Raw genomic sequence first — 15,412 nt, 5'->3', positions numbered from 1 at the left:
CGGCCGCGCTGCGCCGAGGACGTAGGGGAAGACGATCCTCGTCGACGACAGCGGAGGTTGGCAGTGAGCACACGCGGAGTGGTGTTCGTCCACTCGTCGCCGACTGCGGTCTGTCCGCACGTCGAGTGGGCGCTCTCGGGCGTTCTCGGAACGCGGGTCTCCCTCGAGTGGTCCGCACAGCCGGTGGCGTCCGGTCAGATGCGGGCCGAGTGCACCTGGAGCGGTCCCGCCGGTAGCGGCGGGGCTCTCGCGGGGGCGCTGAGGGCCTGGTCGATGCTGCGGTTCGAGGTGACCGAGGAACCGAGCCCCGGCGTGGACGGGGAGCGGTTCATGCACGTCCCCGGCCTCGGCATGTGGCACGGGCGCACCAGCGCCAACGGCGACGTCGTGCTGCCCGAGGACCAGCTGCGCACGGTCATGGCCGAGCACGGCGGCGCCGGGCTGTCCCGGCGTCTCGACCAGCTGCTGGGCACGGCCTGGGACGACGAGCTGGAGTCCTTCCGCTTCGCCGGCGACGGCGCGGCGGTGACGCTGCTGACCCACCGGGTCGGCTGAGCCGAGCCGGGCCGGGCAGACTGTCGTCCCATGGGGGGCGAGGAATGAACGGCCGGGCCGCGATCACGGTCGGCGTCCTGCTGGTGGCGCTCGTGGCCGTCGGCGGTGTCGCGTGGACGGTGTCCGGGACGACCCGTTCCGGCGTCGCCCCCGCCTCCGCGCCGCAGACCGTGCCCGACAGCGGCGCGGGCAGCAGCGAGGTGACGATCAGCGCGGGCGCGGCCGAGCATCCGGCCGCCCAGCTGGTGATGCAGCAGGTGCAGCTCTACTTCAACGCCGTCAACGGCCGCGACCACGCCACCTGGACCCGCGTGGTGAACCCCGAGACCGCCGACCGGCAGCCCCGCGAGTCGTGGCTGGAGGGGATCGGCTCCACCACCGACGGCACCATCCGCATCGACCGGATCGACTCCGCGACCGGCGGCGCTGTACTTGCCCTGGTGCGCTTCATCAGCGTCCAGGACCCGAACGACGGCCCGCCCGGCCTGCACGTCGGCCGGATCTGCTGGCAGATCGCCTTCCCGATGGCGGGCTCGCCGCCGCGGATGGACGTCGGCAACCCCGACGGGATCCTGCGCGCCCCCTGCTGAGCGGGCGTGCGGGTCCCCGGCCCGGGGACCCGCACGGAACCGTCAGGCCTTGGTGAACACCAGCGAGGCGTTGTGCCCCCCGAAGCCGAACGAGTTGTTGACGGCAGCGTCCACGGTCATCTTCCGCGGCTCACCGGCGACGACGTCCAGCTCGACCTTCGGGTCCTTGTCGGTCAGGTTGAGCGTCGCGGGGACGATGTCGTCGCGCACGCTGAGCAGCGCGATGATCCCCTCGACGGCTCCGGCCCCGCCCACGAGGTGCCCGAGCGCCGACTTCGGTGCGGTGAGCACCGGGTGTTCGCCGAATGCCCGCTTCACGGCGGTCGCCTCGCCCACGTCGCCGACCACCGTGGAGGTGGCGTGGCAGTTGACGTGGACGATGTCGGAGGCGGTCAGACCGGCCCCGGCCACCGCCTTCTGCATCGCCCGGATCTGGCCCTCGCCCTCGGGGTCGGGCCCGGTGATGTGGTACGCGTCGGACGTCAGACCGATCCCGGCGAGGCGGCCGTGCACGGTGGCGCCGCGGGCCTTGGCGAACTCCTCGCGCTCGAGCACGAGCACGCCCGAGCCCTCACCGAGGACGAAGCCGTCCCGCCCGGTGTCGAACGGCCGGGAGGCGCGCTCCGGGTCGTCGTTGCGGGTGGACAGCGTCCGCGACTGCACGAACCCGGCCACGGTGATCGGCACGATGCAGGACTCGGCGCCGCCCGCGAGGACGACGTCGACCTCCCCGTCGCGCAGCAGCTTGTAGGCCCAGGCCAGTGCCTCGGCGCCGGTGGCGCACGCCGAGGCGGGGGAGTGCACCCCGCCCTTGGCCTTGTACTCCAGGCTCACCAGCGCGGCCGGACCGTTGGGCATGAGCATCGGCACGGTCAGCGGCGAGACCTTGCGCAGCCCGTGCTCCTCGAGCAGGTCGTCCTGCGCGAGCAGCGTCGGCGCGCCGCCGATGCCGGCGCCGATGACGACGGCGAGCCGCTCCGCCTCGACCGCGGCCCCGTCCTCGCCGGGGATCGCGCCGAGCCCGGCGTGCGCCCAGGCCTCCTTGGCGGCCACCATCGCGACCTGCTCGCACCGGTCCATCCGGCGGGCCTGCACGCGGGGCAGGACCTCGGTGGGCTCCACGGCGAGCTGGGCCGAGATGGACACCGGCAGGTCGAACCGCTCGGTCCAGTCGGCCCGGGTGGTTCCCACCCCGGACTTCCCGGCGAGCAGCGCCTCCCAGGTGGAGGCGGCGTCCCCGCCGAGCGGGGTGGTGGCCCCGAAACCGGTGACGACCACTCCGTCGGTCATGACGTCTCCTTCTCCCCGGCGGACAGCGCTACCGGTGCGTGCCCGCCGGTACGGGTCACTGGTGCTTGGCGATGAAGTCGACGGCGTCGCCGACGGTCTTCAGCTCGGCGAGCTGGTCGTCCGGGATCTTGGCGCCGAACTTGTCCTCGGCCTGCACGGCGATCTCCACCATCGACAGCGAGTCGATGTCCAGGTCGTCCACGAAGGACTTCTCGGGTGTCACCTCGGCGGTGTCGATGCCGGCGACCTCCTCGACGATCTCGGCCAGCCCGGTGAGGATCTCGGCGTTGTCAGCCACGATGGTTCTCCTTGCGCGGTGGATGGGTGCGGGTGCCAGGTCTCCGGTGCCCCGTCAGGGACAGACGACGACCTGTCCGGCGTAGGACAGTCCTGCGCCGAAGCCTACGAGGAGCAGCACGTCGCCGGACCGTACCCGGCCGGCCGTGCGCATGTGGTCCAGCGCCATCGGGATGGACGCGGACGAGGTGTTGCCGGAGTGCACGATGTCGTCGGCGACGACCATGTCCTCCCGGGCGCCGTGGCGGCGCAGCTTCTTCGCGATCGCCTCGACGATGCGCAGGTTCGCCTGGTGCGGGATGAGCACGTCGATGTCGGCGGGGGTGAGCCCGGCCCGCTCGACGGCGTCCAGCGCGACGGGGGAGATCGCCGTCGTCGCCCACCGGAAGACCGCCTGGCCCTCCTGGTGCAGCTTGTTCGTGGTCTCACCGAGGATCCGGATGGTCGACGCGTGGTCGCCCGCGCTGCCCCAGCTGACCGGGCCGACGCCCACCTCGTCCTCGCCGTCCGCCGGTCCCAGCAGGGCGGCGCCCGCGCCGTCGGCGAAGATGATGCAGGTCGAGCGGTCGTCCCAGTCGACCCAGTCCGAGAGCTTCTCGGCGCCGATGACCAGCACGTGCCGGGCCGAACCGGCCCGGATCATGTCCGAGGCGACGGCCGTGGCGTAGCTGAAGCCGGCGCAGGCCGCGTTGAGGTCGAACGCGGCGACGCCGTTCGCGCCCAGGCCGGTCGCCACCTGGGCGGCGGCGTTCGGGATCGGGTTGGGCATCGTGCAGGTCGCAACGATCACGGCGTCGAGCCTGGCCGGGTCGAAGCCGGCGTCGGTCAGCGCCGCTGCCCCGGCCGCCGTCGCCATGGACGTCAGCGACGTGTCGGCGTCGGCGATCCGGCGCTCGGCGATCCCGACGCGGCTGCGGATCCACGCGTCGTCGGTCTCGACCCGCTTCTCCAGGTCGGCGTTGGTGACCACGTGCTCGGACTGCCAGCTGCCGAGGCCCAGGAAACGGGCCCCCGCGACGGTCGGGGTCGCTCGCATGGGGCTCACTTCCCGTGCTCGGAGATCAGGTCGACGGCGGCGTCGAGCTGCTCGGGGGTCTTGAGCGCCAGCGTCGGGGTGCCCTTGACGGCGCGCTTGACCAGCCCGGTCAGCGTCGCGCCCGGGGGCAGCTCGAGGGTCGCACCGGTCCCGCGGTCGGCGAGGGTCTGCATGCAGGCGTCCCAGCGGACCGGCCGGGTGACCTGCGCGACGAGCCGGCGCAGCGCCTCGGCGCCGGTGTCGACGGTCGCGCCGTCGGCGTTGGACAGCAGCGTGAGCGTCGGGTCCGACACCGGCACCGACGACGCGTGGCTCTCCAGCGCGGCACGCGCGGGCTCCATGTGCGCGGTGTGGAACGCCCCGGCGACCGGGAGCTCCTTGACCCGTGCCTTCTCCGGAGGCGACGCGACCAGCTCGGTGATCGCCTCCTTCGCCCCGGCGGCGACGATCTGGCCGGCCCCGTTGCGGTTGGCCGGGTCGAGACCCAGCTCGGCGAGGCGGGCCAGCACGACCTCCTCCTCGCCGCCGAGCACGGCGGCCATCGAGGTCGGCGCGACGGCGCAGGCGGCGGCCATCTCACGGCCGCGGACCCCGGCGAGGGCGACGGCGGCGTCCTCGGTCAGCACGCCCGCGATCGCGCAGGCGGTGATCTCGCCGATCGAGTGCCCGGCGACGACGGTCCCGGACGGCGGCTCGACCCGCTCGCGCAGGCGGCGCGCGGCCAGCAGGCCCAGGGTGACGATCAACGGCTGGGTGACCGCGGTGTCGGTGATCTCCTCGGCGTCGGCGGTGGTGCCGAGACGCGCCAGGTCGAGCCCGACGGCGTCGGACCAGCCGGCCACGGCCTCCGCCGCGGCCGGGTCCTCCAGCCACGGAGCGAGCATGCCGGGGGTCTGGGCCCCCTGGCCGGGTGCGAGCAGGGCGATCACGGGGACATCACACACCTCTCGGGGGCGGCGCCGGGATACCGGTTACGACGAAGTCGGACCACCGAAGTTGTAGGAAACCTACGAACCACAGGTGTGACCGGGGCCTCGTTACCGATCCGTAGGGGCCGGTGTTTGTAGGGTTCACGACAACGCCCCGCCCACCGGGACACGGACGCCGTCGACCTCCTGATCATGCTCCCCGGTCGGGTCCAGAGGAGTCAGCGGGGTGTGCGCGGCGACGGCCGGGCCGTCGGACGCGCGGGCGGTGCGGTCGGCGACGAGCGCGGCGCGCAGCACGAACGCCTCCCGCGGGTCGGTGGGGGAGCGCCCGACGAGCTCGCCGATACGGCGCAGGCGGTAGCGCACCGTGTTGGGGTGCACGTAGAGCGCGCGGGCGCAGCCCTCCAGGCTCGCCCCGCCCTCCAGGTACGCGGCCAGGGTGCGCAGCAGCTCGCCACCGGTGTCGTGGAGCGGGGCGAGGACGTCCTCGGCGAGCCGGCGCCGCGCGGCCGGGTCGCCGTGCAGCGCGCGCTCGGGCAGCAGGTCGGCGGCGTCGACCGGGCGCGGGGCGTCGGGGTGGCCGGGGGCGGCGGCCAGCCCGGCCAGTGCCTCGGCGACAGCGGCACCCGCGGTGGCCAGGTCGGTGCTGGGCGGGCCGGAGACGACCGGTCCGGGCCCGAAGCGCGCCGCGACCTCGGCGAGCACCCGCGCGGTGACCGCGCTCGTCCCCGGGGCCGGCCCGGGCCCGGTCGGCGCCGCACGCGCCGAGGTGGTCTCGGCGAGCCGGTCGGCGACCCGGCGCGCGGGCCGCCCGGTCAGATGCAGCAGGACCACCAGCCGTCGCCCCTGGACGCCGACGAGCACGTCGTGGCCGAGCCGCGCGGCGACCCGGCGCAGCTCCACGATCAGCTGCGGGGACTCGGGGCCGGAGCCGGGGGCGGAGCCGACCAGGCAGTGCACCGGGGCGGCGGGGTCCCAGCCGAGTGCGGCGGCCCGGGACACGAGCGCGCCGTCGGTGTCACCGCGCAGCACGGCGTCGACGACGAGCGCCTCCAGCCGGGCGTCCCAGGCGCCGCGGGACTCCGCGGCGCCGGCGTACACGGTGGCGGCGGCGAAGGCGATCTCCCGGCCGAAGCGCAGCACGGCCTCGGTGAGCTCGTGGCGCTCGGTGCCGTCGTCGGCGAGCGGGGGCAGATGCTCCTCGAACACGTCCGCGGCGATACGCACCAGCTCGACGGTCTGGCGCAGGCTGATCCTCCGCGCCAGGTCGCGCGGCGCGATCCGGAACGCCTCGGCGGTGAGCGGGGTGGTGCGGGCGGGCTCGCGCAGCCAGGATACGAAGTTCGCGACGCCGGTCTGGGTCACCAGCGCCACGCCCGCGCGCTGGTCGGCGGGCAGCCCCGCGAACCACGGGCAGCGCCGCTCCATCTCCGCCAGGCAGGCCGCGGCCAGCCGGGACGAGGCGAGCTCGAGGCGGCGCAACGTCGCGTCCGCGACCGGGTGGCGGTGCACGTCGGGCAGCATGACACGACGATGGACGCACCCACAGGACACGTCACGCTGTACCGCTCCGGCTCGCGGGCGCGCACGGAGACCGGCTGGCTCGACTCGCGGCACAGCTTCTCCGCCGGGGCGCACTACGACCCGGCCAACACCCACTTCGGGTTGCTGCTGCTGCACAACGAGGACCGGCTCGTCCCGGGGCGCGGCTACGACGAGCACCCGCACCGCGACACCGAGATCCTCACCTGGGTCCTCGACGGCGAGCTGGAACACCGCAACAGCACCACCGGGCGGACCGCACGGGTCGGGCCGGGCGGGGTGCAGTACCTGGGCGCGGGGTCGGGGGTGCGGCACTCCGAGCACGCGACGCCGGACGGGGGCGTGCGGTTCGTGCAGATGTGGGTGGTGCCCGAGGAACCGGGCGGCGACCCGCGCCACCTCGTGCGTGCGGCGGACGCGGGGGAGCACAGGGACACGGTCGTCCTGGCCTCGGGCCTGGAACGGCACCGCGAGGCGACCCTGCTGCCGCTGCGTCAGCGCGCGGCGGCCCTGTCGGTGGCACGGCTCGCGCCGGGCGCGGCGACGGAGCTGCCGAGCGCCCCGTTCGTGCACGCCTTCGTGGCACGTGGGGGTGCGACGCTGGAGGACGTGCCCGGTGACGAGCTCGGTACGGGCGACGCGGCCAGGGTCGTCGACGACGGCGGTCGGCGGATCACCGCCGGACCGGACGGGGCCGAGATCCTGGTGTGGGAGATGCACGCGGCGCTGGGGTGGTGACACCCGGGCACCGCGGAACCGGCCGGGGCGCGCGGGGCCTCGGCCGTGACGGGTTGCTGCCGGTCACCACGACGGACGGGTGACCGGACGGCTCAGAGCGGCGTGACCCCGCTGGCCTGCGGCCCCTTCTGCCCCTGCTCGATGTCGAACGACACGCGCTGCCCCTCGTCGAGGCTCTTGTAGCCGTTCGTCTGGATTGCCGAGTAGTGCACGAACACGTCCGCACCACCACCGTCGGGGGCGAGGAAGCCGTAGCCCTTCTCGCTGTTGAACCACTTGACGGTGCCTTCTGCCATTCCTGCTCCCTGGAGATCATCGGCCCGGAGCACCTCGCCCGGAACCGCGGGCCAGCGACGCACACGGTCGACGCCCTGGTCAGGACGGCGAGTCGCGAGGACGAGTGATCACCGCCACCGCCGTCGCGCGGAGCCTATCGTGATCTGCGCCGCCCTGGGAGGGGCGAAAAATCGGCGACGGCCCGCCGCCCCGTGCGGGGCGGCGGGCCGTCGTGTGCCGGTGGGATCAGGCGGCCCCGCCGTCGCCGATCTGCGGGCCGGCGGCCTGCGGGTCGTCGATCTTGTAGCCGGCCGCGGCCTCGGCCGCGGTCTCGGTCTTCACCAGGCCCTGCTTGGCCAGCACCGAGAGCGCACCGACGACGATCGACTCGGCGTCGACCGCGAAGTGGCGGCGCACGGCCGGACGGGTGTCGGACAGGCCGAACCCGTCGGTGCCCAGCGACAGGAACGGCGCCGGGGACCACTGGCGGATCTGGTCGGGGACCGCACGCATCCAGTCCGAGACCGCCACGACCGGGGCGTCGCCGTGCTCGCCGTCGCCCAGCTTCTGGGTCACGTACGGCACGACCGGCTCGTCACCGGGCTTGAGCAGGTTGGCGTGCTCGGCCTCGACGCCGTCGCGGCGCAGCTCGCCCCAGGACGTCACCGACCAGACCTCGGCGCGGACGTCCCACTCGTCGGCCAGCATCTTCTGCGCGGTCAGCGCCCACGGCAGCGAGACACCGGAGGCGAGCAGCCGCACCACGGGGCCGTTGCCCTCGGGCGCGGGGGCGAAGCGGTGCATCCCGCGCAGGATGCCCTCGCGGTCCACGTCCTCCGGCTCGGCCGGCTGGCGGTAGGGCTCGTTGTAGACCGTCAGGTAGTAGATGACGTTCTCGGGCTTCTCGCCGACCATCCGGCGCAGCCCGTCCTGGACGATGTGCGCGACCTCGAAGGAGAACGCCGGGTCGTAGGCGACGACGGCCGGGTTGGTCGCCGCGAGCAGCAGCGAGTGACCGTCGTTGTGCTGGAGGCCCTCGCCGGTCAGCGTGGTGCGACCGGCGGTGGCGCCGACCAGGAAGCCGCGGGCCATCTGGTCCGAGGCGGCCCAGATCGAGTCGCCGGTCCGCTGGAACCCGAACATCGAGTAGAAGATGTAGACCGGGATCATCGGCTCGTCGTGCGTGGCGTAGGACGTGCCCGCCGCGGTGAACGACCCGACCGACCCGGCCTCGTTGATGCCCTCGTGCAGGATCTGGCCCTGCTCGGACTCCTTGTAGGCGAGCATCAGGTCGGCGTCGACCGAGGTGTAGTTCTGGCCGTTCGGGTTGTAGATCTTCTGGCTCGGGAACATCGAGTCCATACCGAAGGTACGGGCCTCGTCCGGGATGATCGGCACGAAGCGCGCGCCGATCTCCTTGTCCTTGACGAGCTCGCGCAGCAGCCGGACGAACGCCATCGTCGTGGCGACCTCCTGCTTGCCGGAGCCCTTCTTGACGAAGTCGTAGACCTTGTCGCCGGGGAGCACCAGCGGCTTGCTGGCGATCCGGCGCGACGGCAGCGGCCCGCCCAGCTGGCGACGGCGCTCCCGCAGGTACTGGATCGCCTCGTCGGACTCGCCGGGGTGGTAGTACGGCGGCAGGTACGGGTCGGCCTCGAGCTGCTTGTCCGAGATCGGGATGCGCTGCTCGTCGCGGAACTGCTTGAGGTCGTCGAGCGTGAGCTTCTTCATCTGGTGGGTGGCGTTGCGGCCCGCGAAGTGCGTGCCCAGGCCGTAGCCCTTGATGGTCTTGGCCAGGATGACGGTCGGCTGGCCGTGGTGCGCGGTCGCGGCGGCGTAGGCCGCGTGCACCTTGCGGTAGTCGTGCCCGCCGCGCTTGAGCTTCCAGATCTCGGCGTCGCTCATCGGGTCCACGAGCGCCTTGGTCCGCGGGTCGCGGCCGAAGAAGTGGTCGCGGACGTAGGCGCCGTCGTTGGCCTTGTAGGTCTGGAAGTCGCCGTCCGGCGTGGTGTTCATCAGGTTGATCAGCGCGCCGTCACGGTCGCCGTGCAGCAGCGAGTCCCACTCGCGGCCCCAGATGACCTTGATGACGTTCCAGCCGGCGCCCCGGAAGAACGCCTCCAGCTCCTGGATGATCTTGCCGTTGCCGCGGACCGGGCCGTCGAGGCGCTGCAGGTTGCAGTTGACGACGAAGTTCAGGTTGTCCAGGCCCTCGTTGGCCGCGACGTGGATCAGGCCGCGCGACTCGGGCTCGTCCATCTCGCCGTCGCCGAGGAAGGCCCACACCTGCTGCTGGGAGGTGTCCTTGAACCCGCGGTCGCCCAGGTAGCGGTTGAACCGCGCCTGCATGATCGCGTTCATCGGGCCGATGCCCATCGAGACCGTGGGGAACTCCCAGAAGTCCGGCATCAGCCGCGGGTGCGGGTAGGACGGCAGCCCGCCGCCCGGGCCCGCGTGGGACAGCTCCTGGCGGAACCCGTCGAGGCGGTCCTCGCTCAGCCGCCCCTCGAGGAAGGCGCGGGCGTAGATGCCGGGGGAGGCGTGACCCTGGATGTAGATCTGGTCGCCGCCGCCGGGGTGTTCCTTGCCACGGAAGAAGTGGTTGAAGCCGACCTCGTAGAGCGTCGCCGAGGAGGCGTAGGACGAGATGTGCCCGCCGACGCCGATACCCGGGCGCTGCGCGCGGTGCACGGTCATCGCGGCGTTCCAGCGCAGCCAGCGCCGGTAGGTGCGCTCGACGTCCTCGTCGCCGGGGAACCACGGCTCGCGGTCGGTCGGGATGGTGTTGACGTAGTCCGTCGCGGTCAGCGACGGGACGCCCACGTGCTTCTCACGGGCGCGCTGCAGCATCGTCAGCATGAGGTAGCGGGCGCGCTGCTGCCCGGCGTTGTCCAGGACCGCGTCCAGGGAGTCCAGCCACTCGGCCGTCTCCTCGGGGTCGATGTCCGGCAGGTGGGCGGCCAGCCCGTCCCGGATGACGTTGACGCGGCGCTTGTCGTCGCCGGGCGTGCTGCTCTGCGCGGTCAAGGGTTCTCCCTGCCTGATTCCGTCGGTGGCCGGGATCGCCCGGCCCTGTCTGTCCGCCGCCGGCTGTGGGGCGACGTCGCCGGCCGGACTCGACGGTCGTGGCCGTGGCTCGGTCCATCGTGCCTGTTCCGGCGCGGTCCCGAAACTCGTCGTTCACGAAGTCGGGCTCTGGCCGCGAGGATAGGTACTACTCGTACGTAACTGAACGGAGGGCGGGGTGACCTGCGCGTCACCGCGCCGCGGACCGCGAGCCGGTTGCATCCGGTCGTGCCCCCGTGATCGGATGCCCCATCCGATTTCGCGCGAAGGGTGGCGCCCGCACGCGGAACCGAAGACGATGGACTGCGTGAGCAGCGTGAAAGGGGAACGAGTGGTGACCGCGGCAGATGCCGGTGCGTCCGACATCGCGGCAAAGCTCGGCATCGAGCCGGGCATGATCGTCCAGGAACTCGGGTACGACACCGACATCGACGACCAGGTCAGAGAGGCCGTCGAGGACACGACCGGTGAGGAGCTCCTCGACGAGGACGCCCAGGAGGTCATCGACGTCGTCCTCCTGTGGTTCCGCGACGGGGACGGCGACCTGATCGACACCCTGGTCGACGCCCGAACGCCCCTCTCGGACGAGGGCTTCGTGTGGGTCCTGACACCCAAGACCGGCCGTGACGGCCACATCCAGCCCTCCGAGATCGCCGAGGCGGCTCCGACCGCCGGACTGTCGCAGACGTCCAACGCGACGCTCGGGGACGACTGGGTGGGGTCGAAGCTCGTGCCACCGAAGCAGGGGAAGGGCAAGCGCTGAGCCCAGTCGTCGAGGGTGCGGCCGCCCCGGACTTCGAGCTCCCCGACCAGAACCGACAGCCGGTCTCGCTGGCGTCGGTCCTCGGGTCGGGGCGCTCGGCGCTGATGGTCTTCTACCCGTTCGCGTTCTCCGGGATCTGCGGCGGGGAGCTGGCGGCGGTCCAGGCGTCGCTCCCGGAGTTCCAGAACGACGGCACCCAGGTGCTGGCGATCTCCTGCGACCCGACGTTCTCGCTCGGGGCCTGGGCCTCGTCCGCGGGGTTCGGGTTCCCGCTGCTGTCGGACTTCTGGCCGCACGGGGCCGTGGCGTCGGCCTACGGGGTGTTCGACACCGCGAAGGGGATGGCGCTGCGGGGGACATTCCTGGTCCGCCCGGACGGCACCGTCTCGTTCGCCGAAGTGAACGGGCCGGGGGAGCCGCGGGACCAGGACGGGTGGCGTCGGGCCCTGGGGGCCGTGTGAAGATGTCCGTCCCGGGCGCGTAGCTCAGCGGGAGAGCACTCGGTTTACACCCGAGCGGTCGCAGGTTCGAACCCTGTCGCGCCCACGCATCTGACCAGGGAATCCGTCCCCGGCAAGATCACTCACCAGTCCGCGTGACACGTTTCGTGACACGAAGGGCTCGTATCCTCGGCCCATGACACGGGCGAAGGCCGGTCGCCGGAGGCAGCGCGGGACGATCGACAGGCTCCCGAGCGGCGCCCTGCGCGTCCGTGTGTACGGCGGCCAGGACCCGGTGTCGGGGAAGCGGAACACCCTCGTCGAGGTGATCGAGCCCGGTCCGCGCCAGGAGGCCCGCGCCGAGGCCGCGCGGACGCGGCTTCTCAACGCCGTCGACGAGCAGCGCAGCCCCCGGACGAGCGCGACGCTGGACCAGCTGCTCGACCGGTACCTGGAGACCCTCGACGTCGGCGCGACCACACACCGCGCCTACACCCGTTACCTGGAGCTGCACGTCCGCCCGTTTCTCGGTCGGACGACGGCCGGCGCCGTCGGTGCCGAGGCCCTCGACTCGCTCTACGCCGAGCTGCGTCGGTGTCGCGACCACTGCTCGGGGTCGGCGAAGCGCGTCGACCACCGGACGTCCCGCGATCACGAGTGCGACGACCGGTGCCGTCCACACCGCTGCCGGCCGCTGGCGCCGGCCACGATCCGGCACATCCACTTCGTGCTGAACGGGGCGTACTCGCGCGGGGTGCGGTGGCGCTGGGTGTCTGTCAACCCGGTCGAGTTCGTCTCGCCTCCCGCGAAGCCGCCGCCGGACCCGCAGCCGCCGTCCGCGGCGGAGGCCGCGCGGCTGCTGAACGAGGCGTGGCGGGATCTGGACTTGGGGTGCGCTGGTCTGGCTGTTCATGACCACCGGCGCCCGTCGTGGCGAGCTGTGCGCGCTGCGCTGGTCGAACGTCGACCTGGAATCCGGCACGTTGACGATCCGTCGGGCGATCGCTCAGGACGGGCGGGCGTTGCAGGAGAAGGACACCAAGACCCACCAGCAGCGTCGGCTCGCGCTGGACGCGGAGACCGTCGAGGTGCTGCGCGACCACCGGGAGCGGTGTGAAGAGCGGGCCCGGGCGCTCGGGGTCGAGCTGCGGCCGGAGGCGTTCGTGTTCTCCCTGGCGCCGGACGGGTCGGCGAGCCTGGTGCCGGGGTCGGTGACGCAGCGGTACTCGCGGATGGCGGCGCGGCTGGGGTTGAGCACGCACCTGCACAACCTGCGGCGCTACTCGGCGACGGAGCTGATCGCGGCCGGGGTGGACGTGCGGACGGTTGCGGGGCGGCTCGGGCACTCCGGGGGTGGGGTGACGACGCTGCGGGTCTACGCAGCGTGGGTGTCGGAGGCGGACCAGCGGGCGGCAACCGGGCTCGGGTCGCGGATGCCGGAGCGGCCGGCGGGTCCTGGGTCGGAGATGGAGCGGGTTCGGCGGGATCCGCGGTCGGCTCGGGAGCGGCTGGCGGTCGAGCTGTTGGAGCGGATTCAGTCCGGGGTCGTGCCGGAGGGTGGGCACCTGCCGGGGGTCAAGGTGCTGGCAGCCGAGCAGGGGCTCGCGCCGAGCACTGTGCACCGTGCGTTCGAGCTTCTGCGGGAGTGGGGTGTTCTCGTCGGGGCGGCGGGGGAGCGGCCGACGGTCGTCGCGCCGTCGGTCGTTGTGGATCGCCCGGTCGAGACGGCTTTGTTGGAGCCCGCGGAGCGGGAGCCTGCACGTCCGGCGCCCGCGGCCGAGCAGGCCGCGAGCTACTTCACCGTCGTCGTCCGGGGGCCGGGCGGACGTCGGTACCCAGCCCGGGTCGTGACGGGCAGTCTCATCGACCCAGGGACCTTCCGGGCCCATCTGCTCGGTATCGCGCGGATGGAGGACCCGGAGGTCACGGGTGGCGGAGACGCGTGGATCGGGGACTACGAGATCGAGGTCGTTCCACTCGCGTACCCGAACCAGCCTCCAATGGTCTTCCGCTGGTAGACCACCTTGCCCTGAACCTCTGATCGGAACAGCCGCCCGGGGCCCGGATCAAGTCCGCTGGCGCGGTGTCTTCCACGGCTCTGGGGCCCGCGGCCGATACCCTCGGCGGAATTGTCGCCGAGCTGTGGAGAGTCGTCGTCGTGGCCCCTCGTGGGACCTCCCACCGCATCGCGGAGGATCTCCGCCATCGCATTCGCGACGGCGCCTTGGTGCCCGGCTCGCTCCTGCCCTCCGAGGCGCAGCTCTGCGAGCAGTACGACGTAGCTCGCGGGACAGCGCGCGCCGCCCTCGCGGTTCTCGTGGATGAAGGCGTGGTCGAGGTCGTCCCGGGCGTTGGCCGCCGGGTCGCCGGAGGCGACGGAGCGGACCGGACCACGGCTTACGGCCGCATCGCCGCAGACCTCGCCGAGCAGATCCGCGCCGGAACGCTGGCGCCTGACGCGCCGCTGCCGAGCGAGGCGACGGTGATGGAGCAGTACGGCGTCTCCCGGAACACGGCGCGGCGGGCGTTCAAGGTGCTCGCGGACTCCGGGGTCGTCGTCGTGCGCCACGGAGTCGGTGCCTTCGTGCGATCGGCCGAGTCCTGAGTCGTAGCGCTACGGTCGCTCTATGACGAGCCCGGAGGGCGTCTCGCCGGACGTCTGGCATGTGCACGGCGAGCGCGTGATCTACGACAACGAGTGGGTCACTGTCGGCTTAGCTGACATCTCCCAGCCATCGGGCGAGCGCTTCGAGCACCACACTGTCACGCTTCCCGCGGCTGCTATGACGGTCGTTCTGGACGACGACAGCTGCAATGTGCTGCTGTCCTGGCGTCACCGTTTCGTGCCGGACCTGTGGAGTTGGGAACTTCCCGGCGGTTTGCTCGACGATGGCGAGTCGCCCGCCGAGACGGCGGCCCGGGAGGTCGAGGAGGAGACTGGTTACCGGCCTCGGACGGTCGAACACTTGGTGACGTTCGAGCCAATGGCAGGGACCGTGCGCAGTGCACACCACGTCTTCCTTGCGCGCGGCGCCGCGCGGGTCGCCGACCCGACGGAGCTCAACGAGGGCACGTTCCGGTGGGTACCGCTCGCTGACGTCCCGGACCTGATCGCGACTGGGAAGGTCGGAAACTCGGGGGCTCTGGTCGGCCTGCTGCATATTCTTGCGATCTCGAGGATGCCGCCGTCGCTGCCGGCAGGTTGAGTCTTCGATCGGACGTTGCTGATGACGGCTTGTTCATCTCGCCGTGAACAGGGGGAACGCGGCGGTAACGACGGCAACGATCGCGCTGACCTCGGCCGCCTAGTGAAGAGCACCTTCTCGGGCGACTACGCGTCTTCTGTAGATTCTGGGGGTCAGGGATCAGAGAGTGAGCCTTTGCCAACCTGATCACGCGCTGGCGATCATGAGGGTCTGAACTGCGGCGATGAGCCTGTCGGCGGTGTTCGGGCTGGACCGGATCTTGCGCAGGACTCGCCAGTTCTTCAGCTCGGCGTTGACCCGCTCGCCCGGTCCGCGACGGTGGGCGTGGGCGGTGTTCACGTCCTTCTGGTGTCGCGACAGCTTCCGGAATCGGCCGGTGTCGGGGTCCTTACGTCGACGCCGCTGCGGCACGGCGACCGTAGGACCGGCGCCTTGGTAGGCGGTGTCGGCCGCGGCGGGGATCTCATGCTCGGCCAGGGCGTCGATGATCCCGTGCTCGCGGGCTGCGCCCATGTCGTGCCGCGCGCCCGGCATCGGCGGGGAGATCCACACCAGGCGGCCGACCGGGTCCGCGATGACCTGCACGTTCAGTCCGTGGGCTTTGTGCTTTCCAGAGTAGAACGCCCGGTCGTAGCCCGATGCCATCCCGACCCGGTCGATGCGCAACAGGGTGCCGTCGAGGGG

The 15,412-nt window shown here is 72.3% G+C and carries 16 protein-coding genes and 1 tRNA gene; 9 read left to right on the top strand and 8 right to left on the bottom strand.

All coding sequences use genetic code 11. The features are described from left to right. Positions 1–63: 63 nt before the first annotated feature. Both MTO91_RS19160 and MTO91_RS19155 read left to right on the top strand, forming a co-directional pair. Complete coding sequence (locus MTO91_RS19160) at positions 64–555, top strand: DUF3145 domain-containing protein (protein ID WP_043277342.1); 492 nt, start codon at positions 64–66, stop codon at positions 553–555. 44 nt (positions 556–599) lie between these two features. Beyond that, a complete protein-coding gene (locus MTO91_RS19155) occupies positions 600–1,145 on the top strand; it encodes a hypothetical protein (RefSeq protein WP_476652157.1) in 546 nt (181 codons plus the stop codon). 42 nt (positions 1,146–1,187) lie between these two features. Here the strand turns inward: MTO91_RS19155 and MTO91_RS19150 are convergent, their stop codons facing one another. The 5 genes from MTO91_RS19150 to MTO91_RS19130 all read right to left on the bottom strand — a co-directional run bounded on the left by MTO91_RS19150 (position 1,188) and on the right by MTO91_RS19130 (position 6,221). Continuing rightward, complete coding sequence (locus MTO91_RS19150) at positions 1,188–2,435, bottom strand: beta-ketoacyl-[acyl-carrier-protein] synthase family protein (protein ID WP_476652155.1); 1,248 nt, start codon at positions 2,433–2,435, stop codon at positions 1,188–1,190. Positions 2,436–2,490: 55 nt separating this feature from the next. Continuing rightward, a complete protein-coding gene (locus MTO91_RS19145) occupies positions 2,491–2,733 on the bottom strand; it encodes an acyl carrier protein (protein ID WP_020623056.1) in 243 nt (80 codons plus the stop codon). 54 nt (positions 2,734–2,787) lie between these two features. After that, positions 2,788–3,768, bottom strand: coding sequence for a beta-ketoacyl-ACP synthase III (locus MTO91_RS19140; RefSeq protein ID WP_476652153.1), 981 nt, complete (start codon positions 3,766–3,768; stop codon positions 2,788–2,790). Between the two features lie 5 nt (positions 3,769–3,773). After that, positions 3,774–4,697, bottom strand: a complete 924-nt coding sequence (locus tag MTO91_RS19135; RefSeq protein ID WP_476652151.1) for an ACP S-malonyltransferase — start codon at positions 4,695–4,697, stop codon at positions 3,774–3,776. Between the two features lie 141 nt (positions 4,698–4,838). Continuing rightward, positions 4,839–6,221, bottom strand: a complete 1,383-nt coding sequence (locus MTO91_RS19130) for a PucR family transcriptional regulator (protein ID WP_073577446.1) — start codon at positions 6,219–6,221, stop codon at positions 4,839–4,841. A gap of 9 nt (positions 6,222–6,230) precedes the next feature. Between MTO91_RS19130 and MTO91_RS19125 the strand changes: the two genes are divergently transcribed. Beyond that, positions 6,231–6,977, top strand: coding sequence for a pirin family protein (locus MTO91_RS19125; RefSeq protein WP_476652149.1), 747 nt, complete (start codon positions 6,231–6,233; stop codon positions 6,975–6,977). A 92-nt stretch (positions 6,978–7,069) separates the two neighbouring features. Here the strand turns inward: MTO91_RS19125 and MTO91_RS19120 are convergent, their stop codons facing one another. Continuing rightward, positions 7,070–7,273, bottom strand: coding sequence for a cold-shock protein (locus tag MTO91_RS19120; RefSeq protein WP_073577448.1), 204 nt, complete (start codon positions 7,271–7,273; stop codon positions 7,070–7,072). A gap of 226 nt (positions 7,274–7,499) precedes the next feature. Beyond that, a complete protein-coding gene (gene aceE, locus MTO91_RS19115; protein ID WP_476652148.1) occupies positions 7,500–10,280 on the bottom strand; it encodes a pyruvate dehydrogenase (acetyl-transferring), homodimeric type in 2,781 nt (926 codons plus the stop codon). Between the two features lie 370 nt (positions 10,281–10,650). Here aceE and MTO91_RS19110 point away from each other — a divergent pair, with 370 nt between their 5' ends. The 6 genes from MTO91_RS19110 (at position 10,651) to MTO91_RS19085 (ending at position 14,728) form a co-directional block, all read left to right on the top strand. After that, the gene (locus MTO91_RS19110; RefSeq protein WP_020624178.1) at positions 10,651–11,082 is read left to right on the top strand and encodes a DUF3052 domain-containing protein; all 432 of its coding nucleotides are present in this window, start codon (positions 10,651–10,653) and stop codon (positions 11,080–11,082) included. Beyond that, entirely contained in the window at positions 11,031–11,543 is a 513-nt protein-coding gene (locus MTO91_RS19105; protein WP_357439586.1) for a peroxiredoxin, read from the top strand. Before MTO91_RS19110 ends, MTO91_RS19105 begins: the two co-directional genes overlap by 52 nt. Before the next feature lie 13 nt (positions 11,544–11,556). Beyond that, positions 11,557–11,628, top strand: a tRNA-Val gene (locus MTO91_RS19100). An 805-nt stretch (positions 11,629–12,433) separates the two neighbouring features. Beyond that, positions 12,434–13,540, top strand: a complete 1,107-nt coding sequence (locus MTO91_RS19095) for a site-specific integrase (RefSeq protein ID WP_476652147.1) — start codon at positions 12,434–12,436, stop codon at positions 13,538–13,540. 65 nt (positions 13,541–13,605) lie between these two features. Continuing rightward, positions 13,606–14,127, top strand: coding sequence for a GntR family transcriptional regulator (locus tag MTO91_RS19090; protein ID WP_357439285.1), 522 nt, complete (start codon positions 13,606–13,608; stop codon positions 14,125–14,127). A 22-nt stretch (positions 14,128–14,149) separates the two neighbouring features. Further along, positions 14,150–14,728, top strand: coding sequence for an NUDIX hydrolase (locus MTO91_RS19085; protein ID WP_405415977.1), 579 nt, complete (start codon positions 14,150–14,152; stop codon positions 14,726–14,728). A 186-nt stretch (positions 14,729–14,914) separates the two neighbouring features. On the opposite strand, the gene MTO91_RS19080 is transcribed toward MTO91_RS19085, so the two are convergent. Then, complete coding sequence (locus MTO91_RS19080; protein WP_476654924.1) at positions 14,915–15,397, bottom strand: transposase family protein; 483 nt, start codon at positions 15,395–15,397, stop codon at positions 14,915–14,917. Between the last annotated feature and the right edge of the window lie 15 nt (positions 15,398–15,412).

The sequence above is a fragment of the Pseudonocardia sp. 2-7 genome (assembly GCF_056341085.1).
Note: the sequence above shows the minus strand (reverse complement) of the source record. Positions and strands in the feature narration are given on the sequence as shown.

What these genes read in the sequence shown, in the direction of transcription:
- MTO91_RS19125 (WP_476652149.1), top strand. Translation starts at nt 6,231, where the DNA reads ATGGACGCACCCACAGGACACGTCACGCTGTACCGCTCCGGCTCGCGG.
- MTO91_RS19085 (WP_405415977.1), top strand. Translation starts at nt 14,150, where the DNA reads ATGACGAGCCCGGAGGGCGTCTCGCCGGACGTCTGGCATGTGCACGGC.
- MTO91_RS19140 (WP_476652153.1), bottom strand. Translation starts at nt 3,768, where the DNA reads ATGCGAGCGACCCCGACCGTCGCGGGGGCCCGTTTCCTGGGCCTCGGC.
- MTO91_RS19130 (WP_073577446.1), bottom strand. Translation starts at nt 6,221, where the DNA reads ATGCTGCCCGACGTGCACCGCCACCCGGTCGCGGACGCGACGTTGCGC.
- MTO91_RS19120 (WP_073577448.1), bottom strand. Translation starts at nt 7,273, where the DNA reads ATGGCAGAAGGCACCGTCAAGTGGTTCAACAGCGAGAAGGGCTACGGC.
- MTO91_RS19155 (WP_476652157.1), top strand. Translation starts at nt 600, where the DNA reads ATGAACGGCCGGGCCGCGATCACGGTCGGCGTCCTGCTGGTGGCGCTC.
- MTO91_RS19150 (WP_476652155.1), bottom strand. Translation starts at nt 2,435, where the DNA reads ATGACCGACGGAGTGGTCGTCACCGGTTTCGGGGCCACCACCCCGCTC.
- MTO91_RS19095 (WP_476652147.1), top strand. Translation starts at nt 12,434, where the DNA reads ATGACCACCGGCGCCCGTCGTGGCGAGCTGTGCGCGCTGCGCTGGTCG.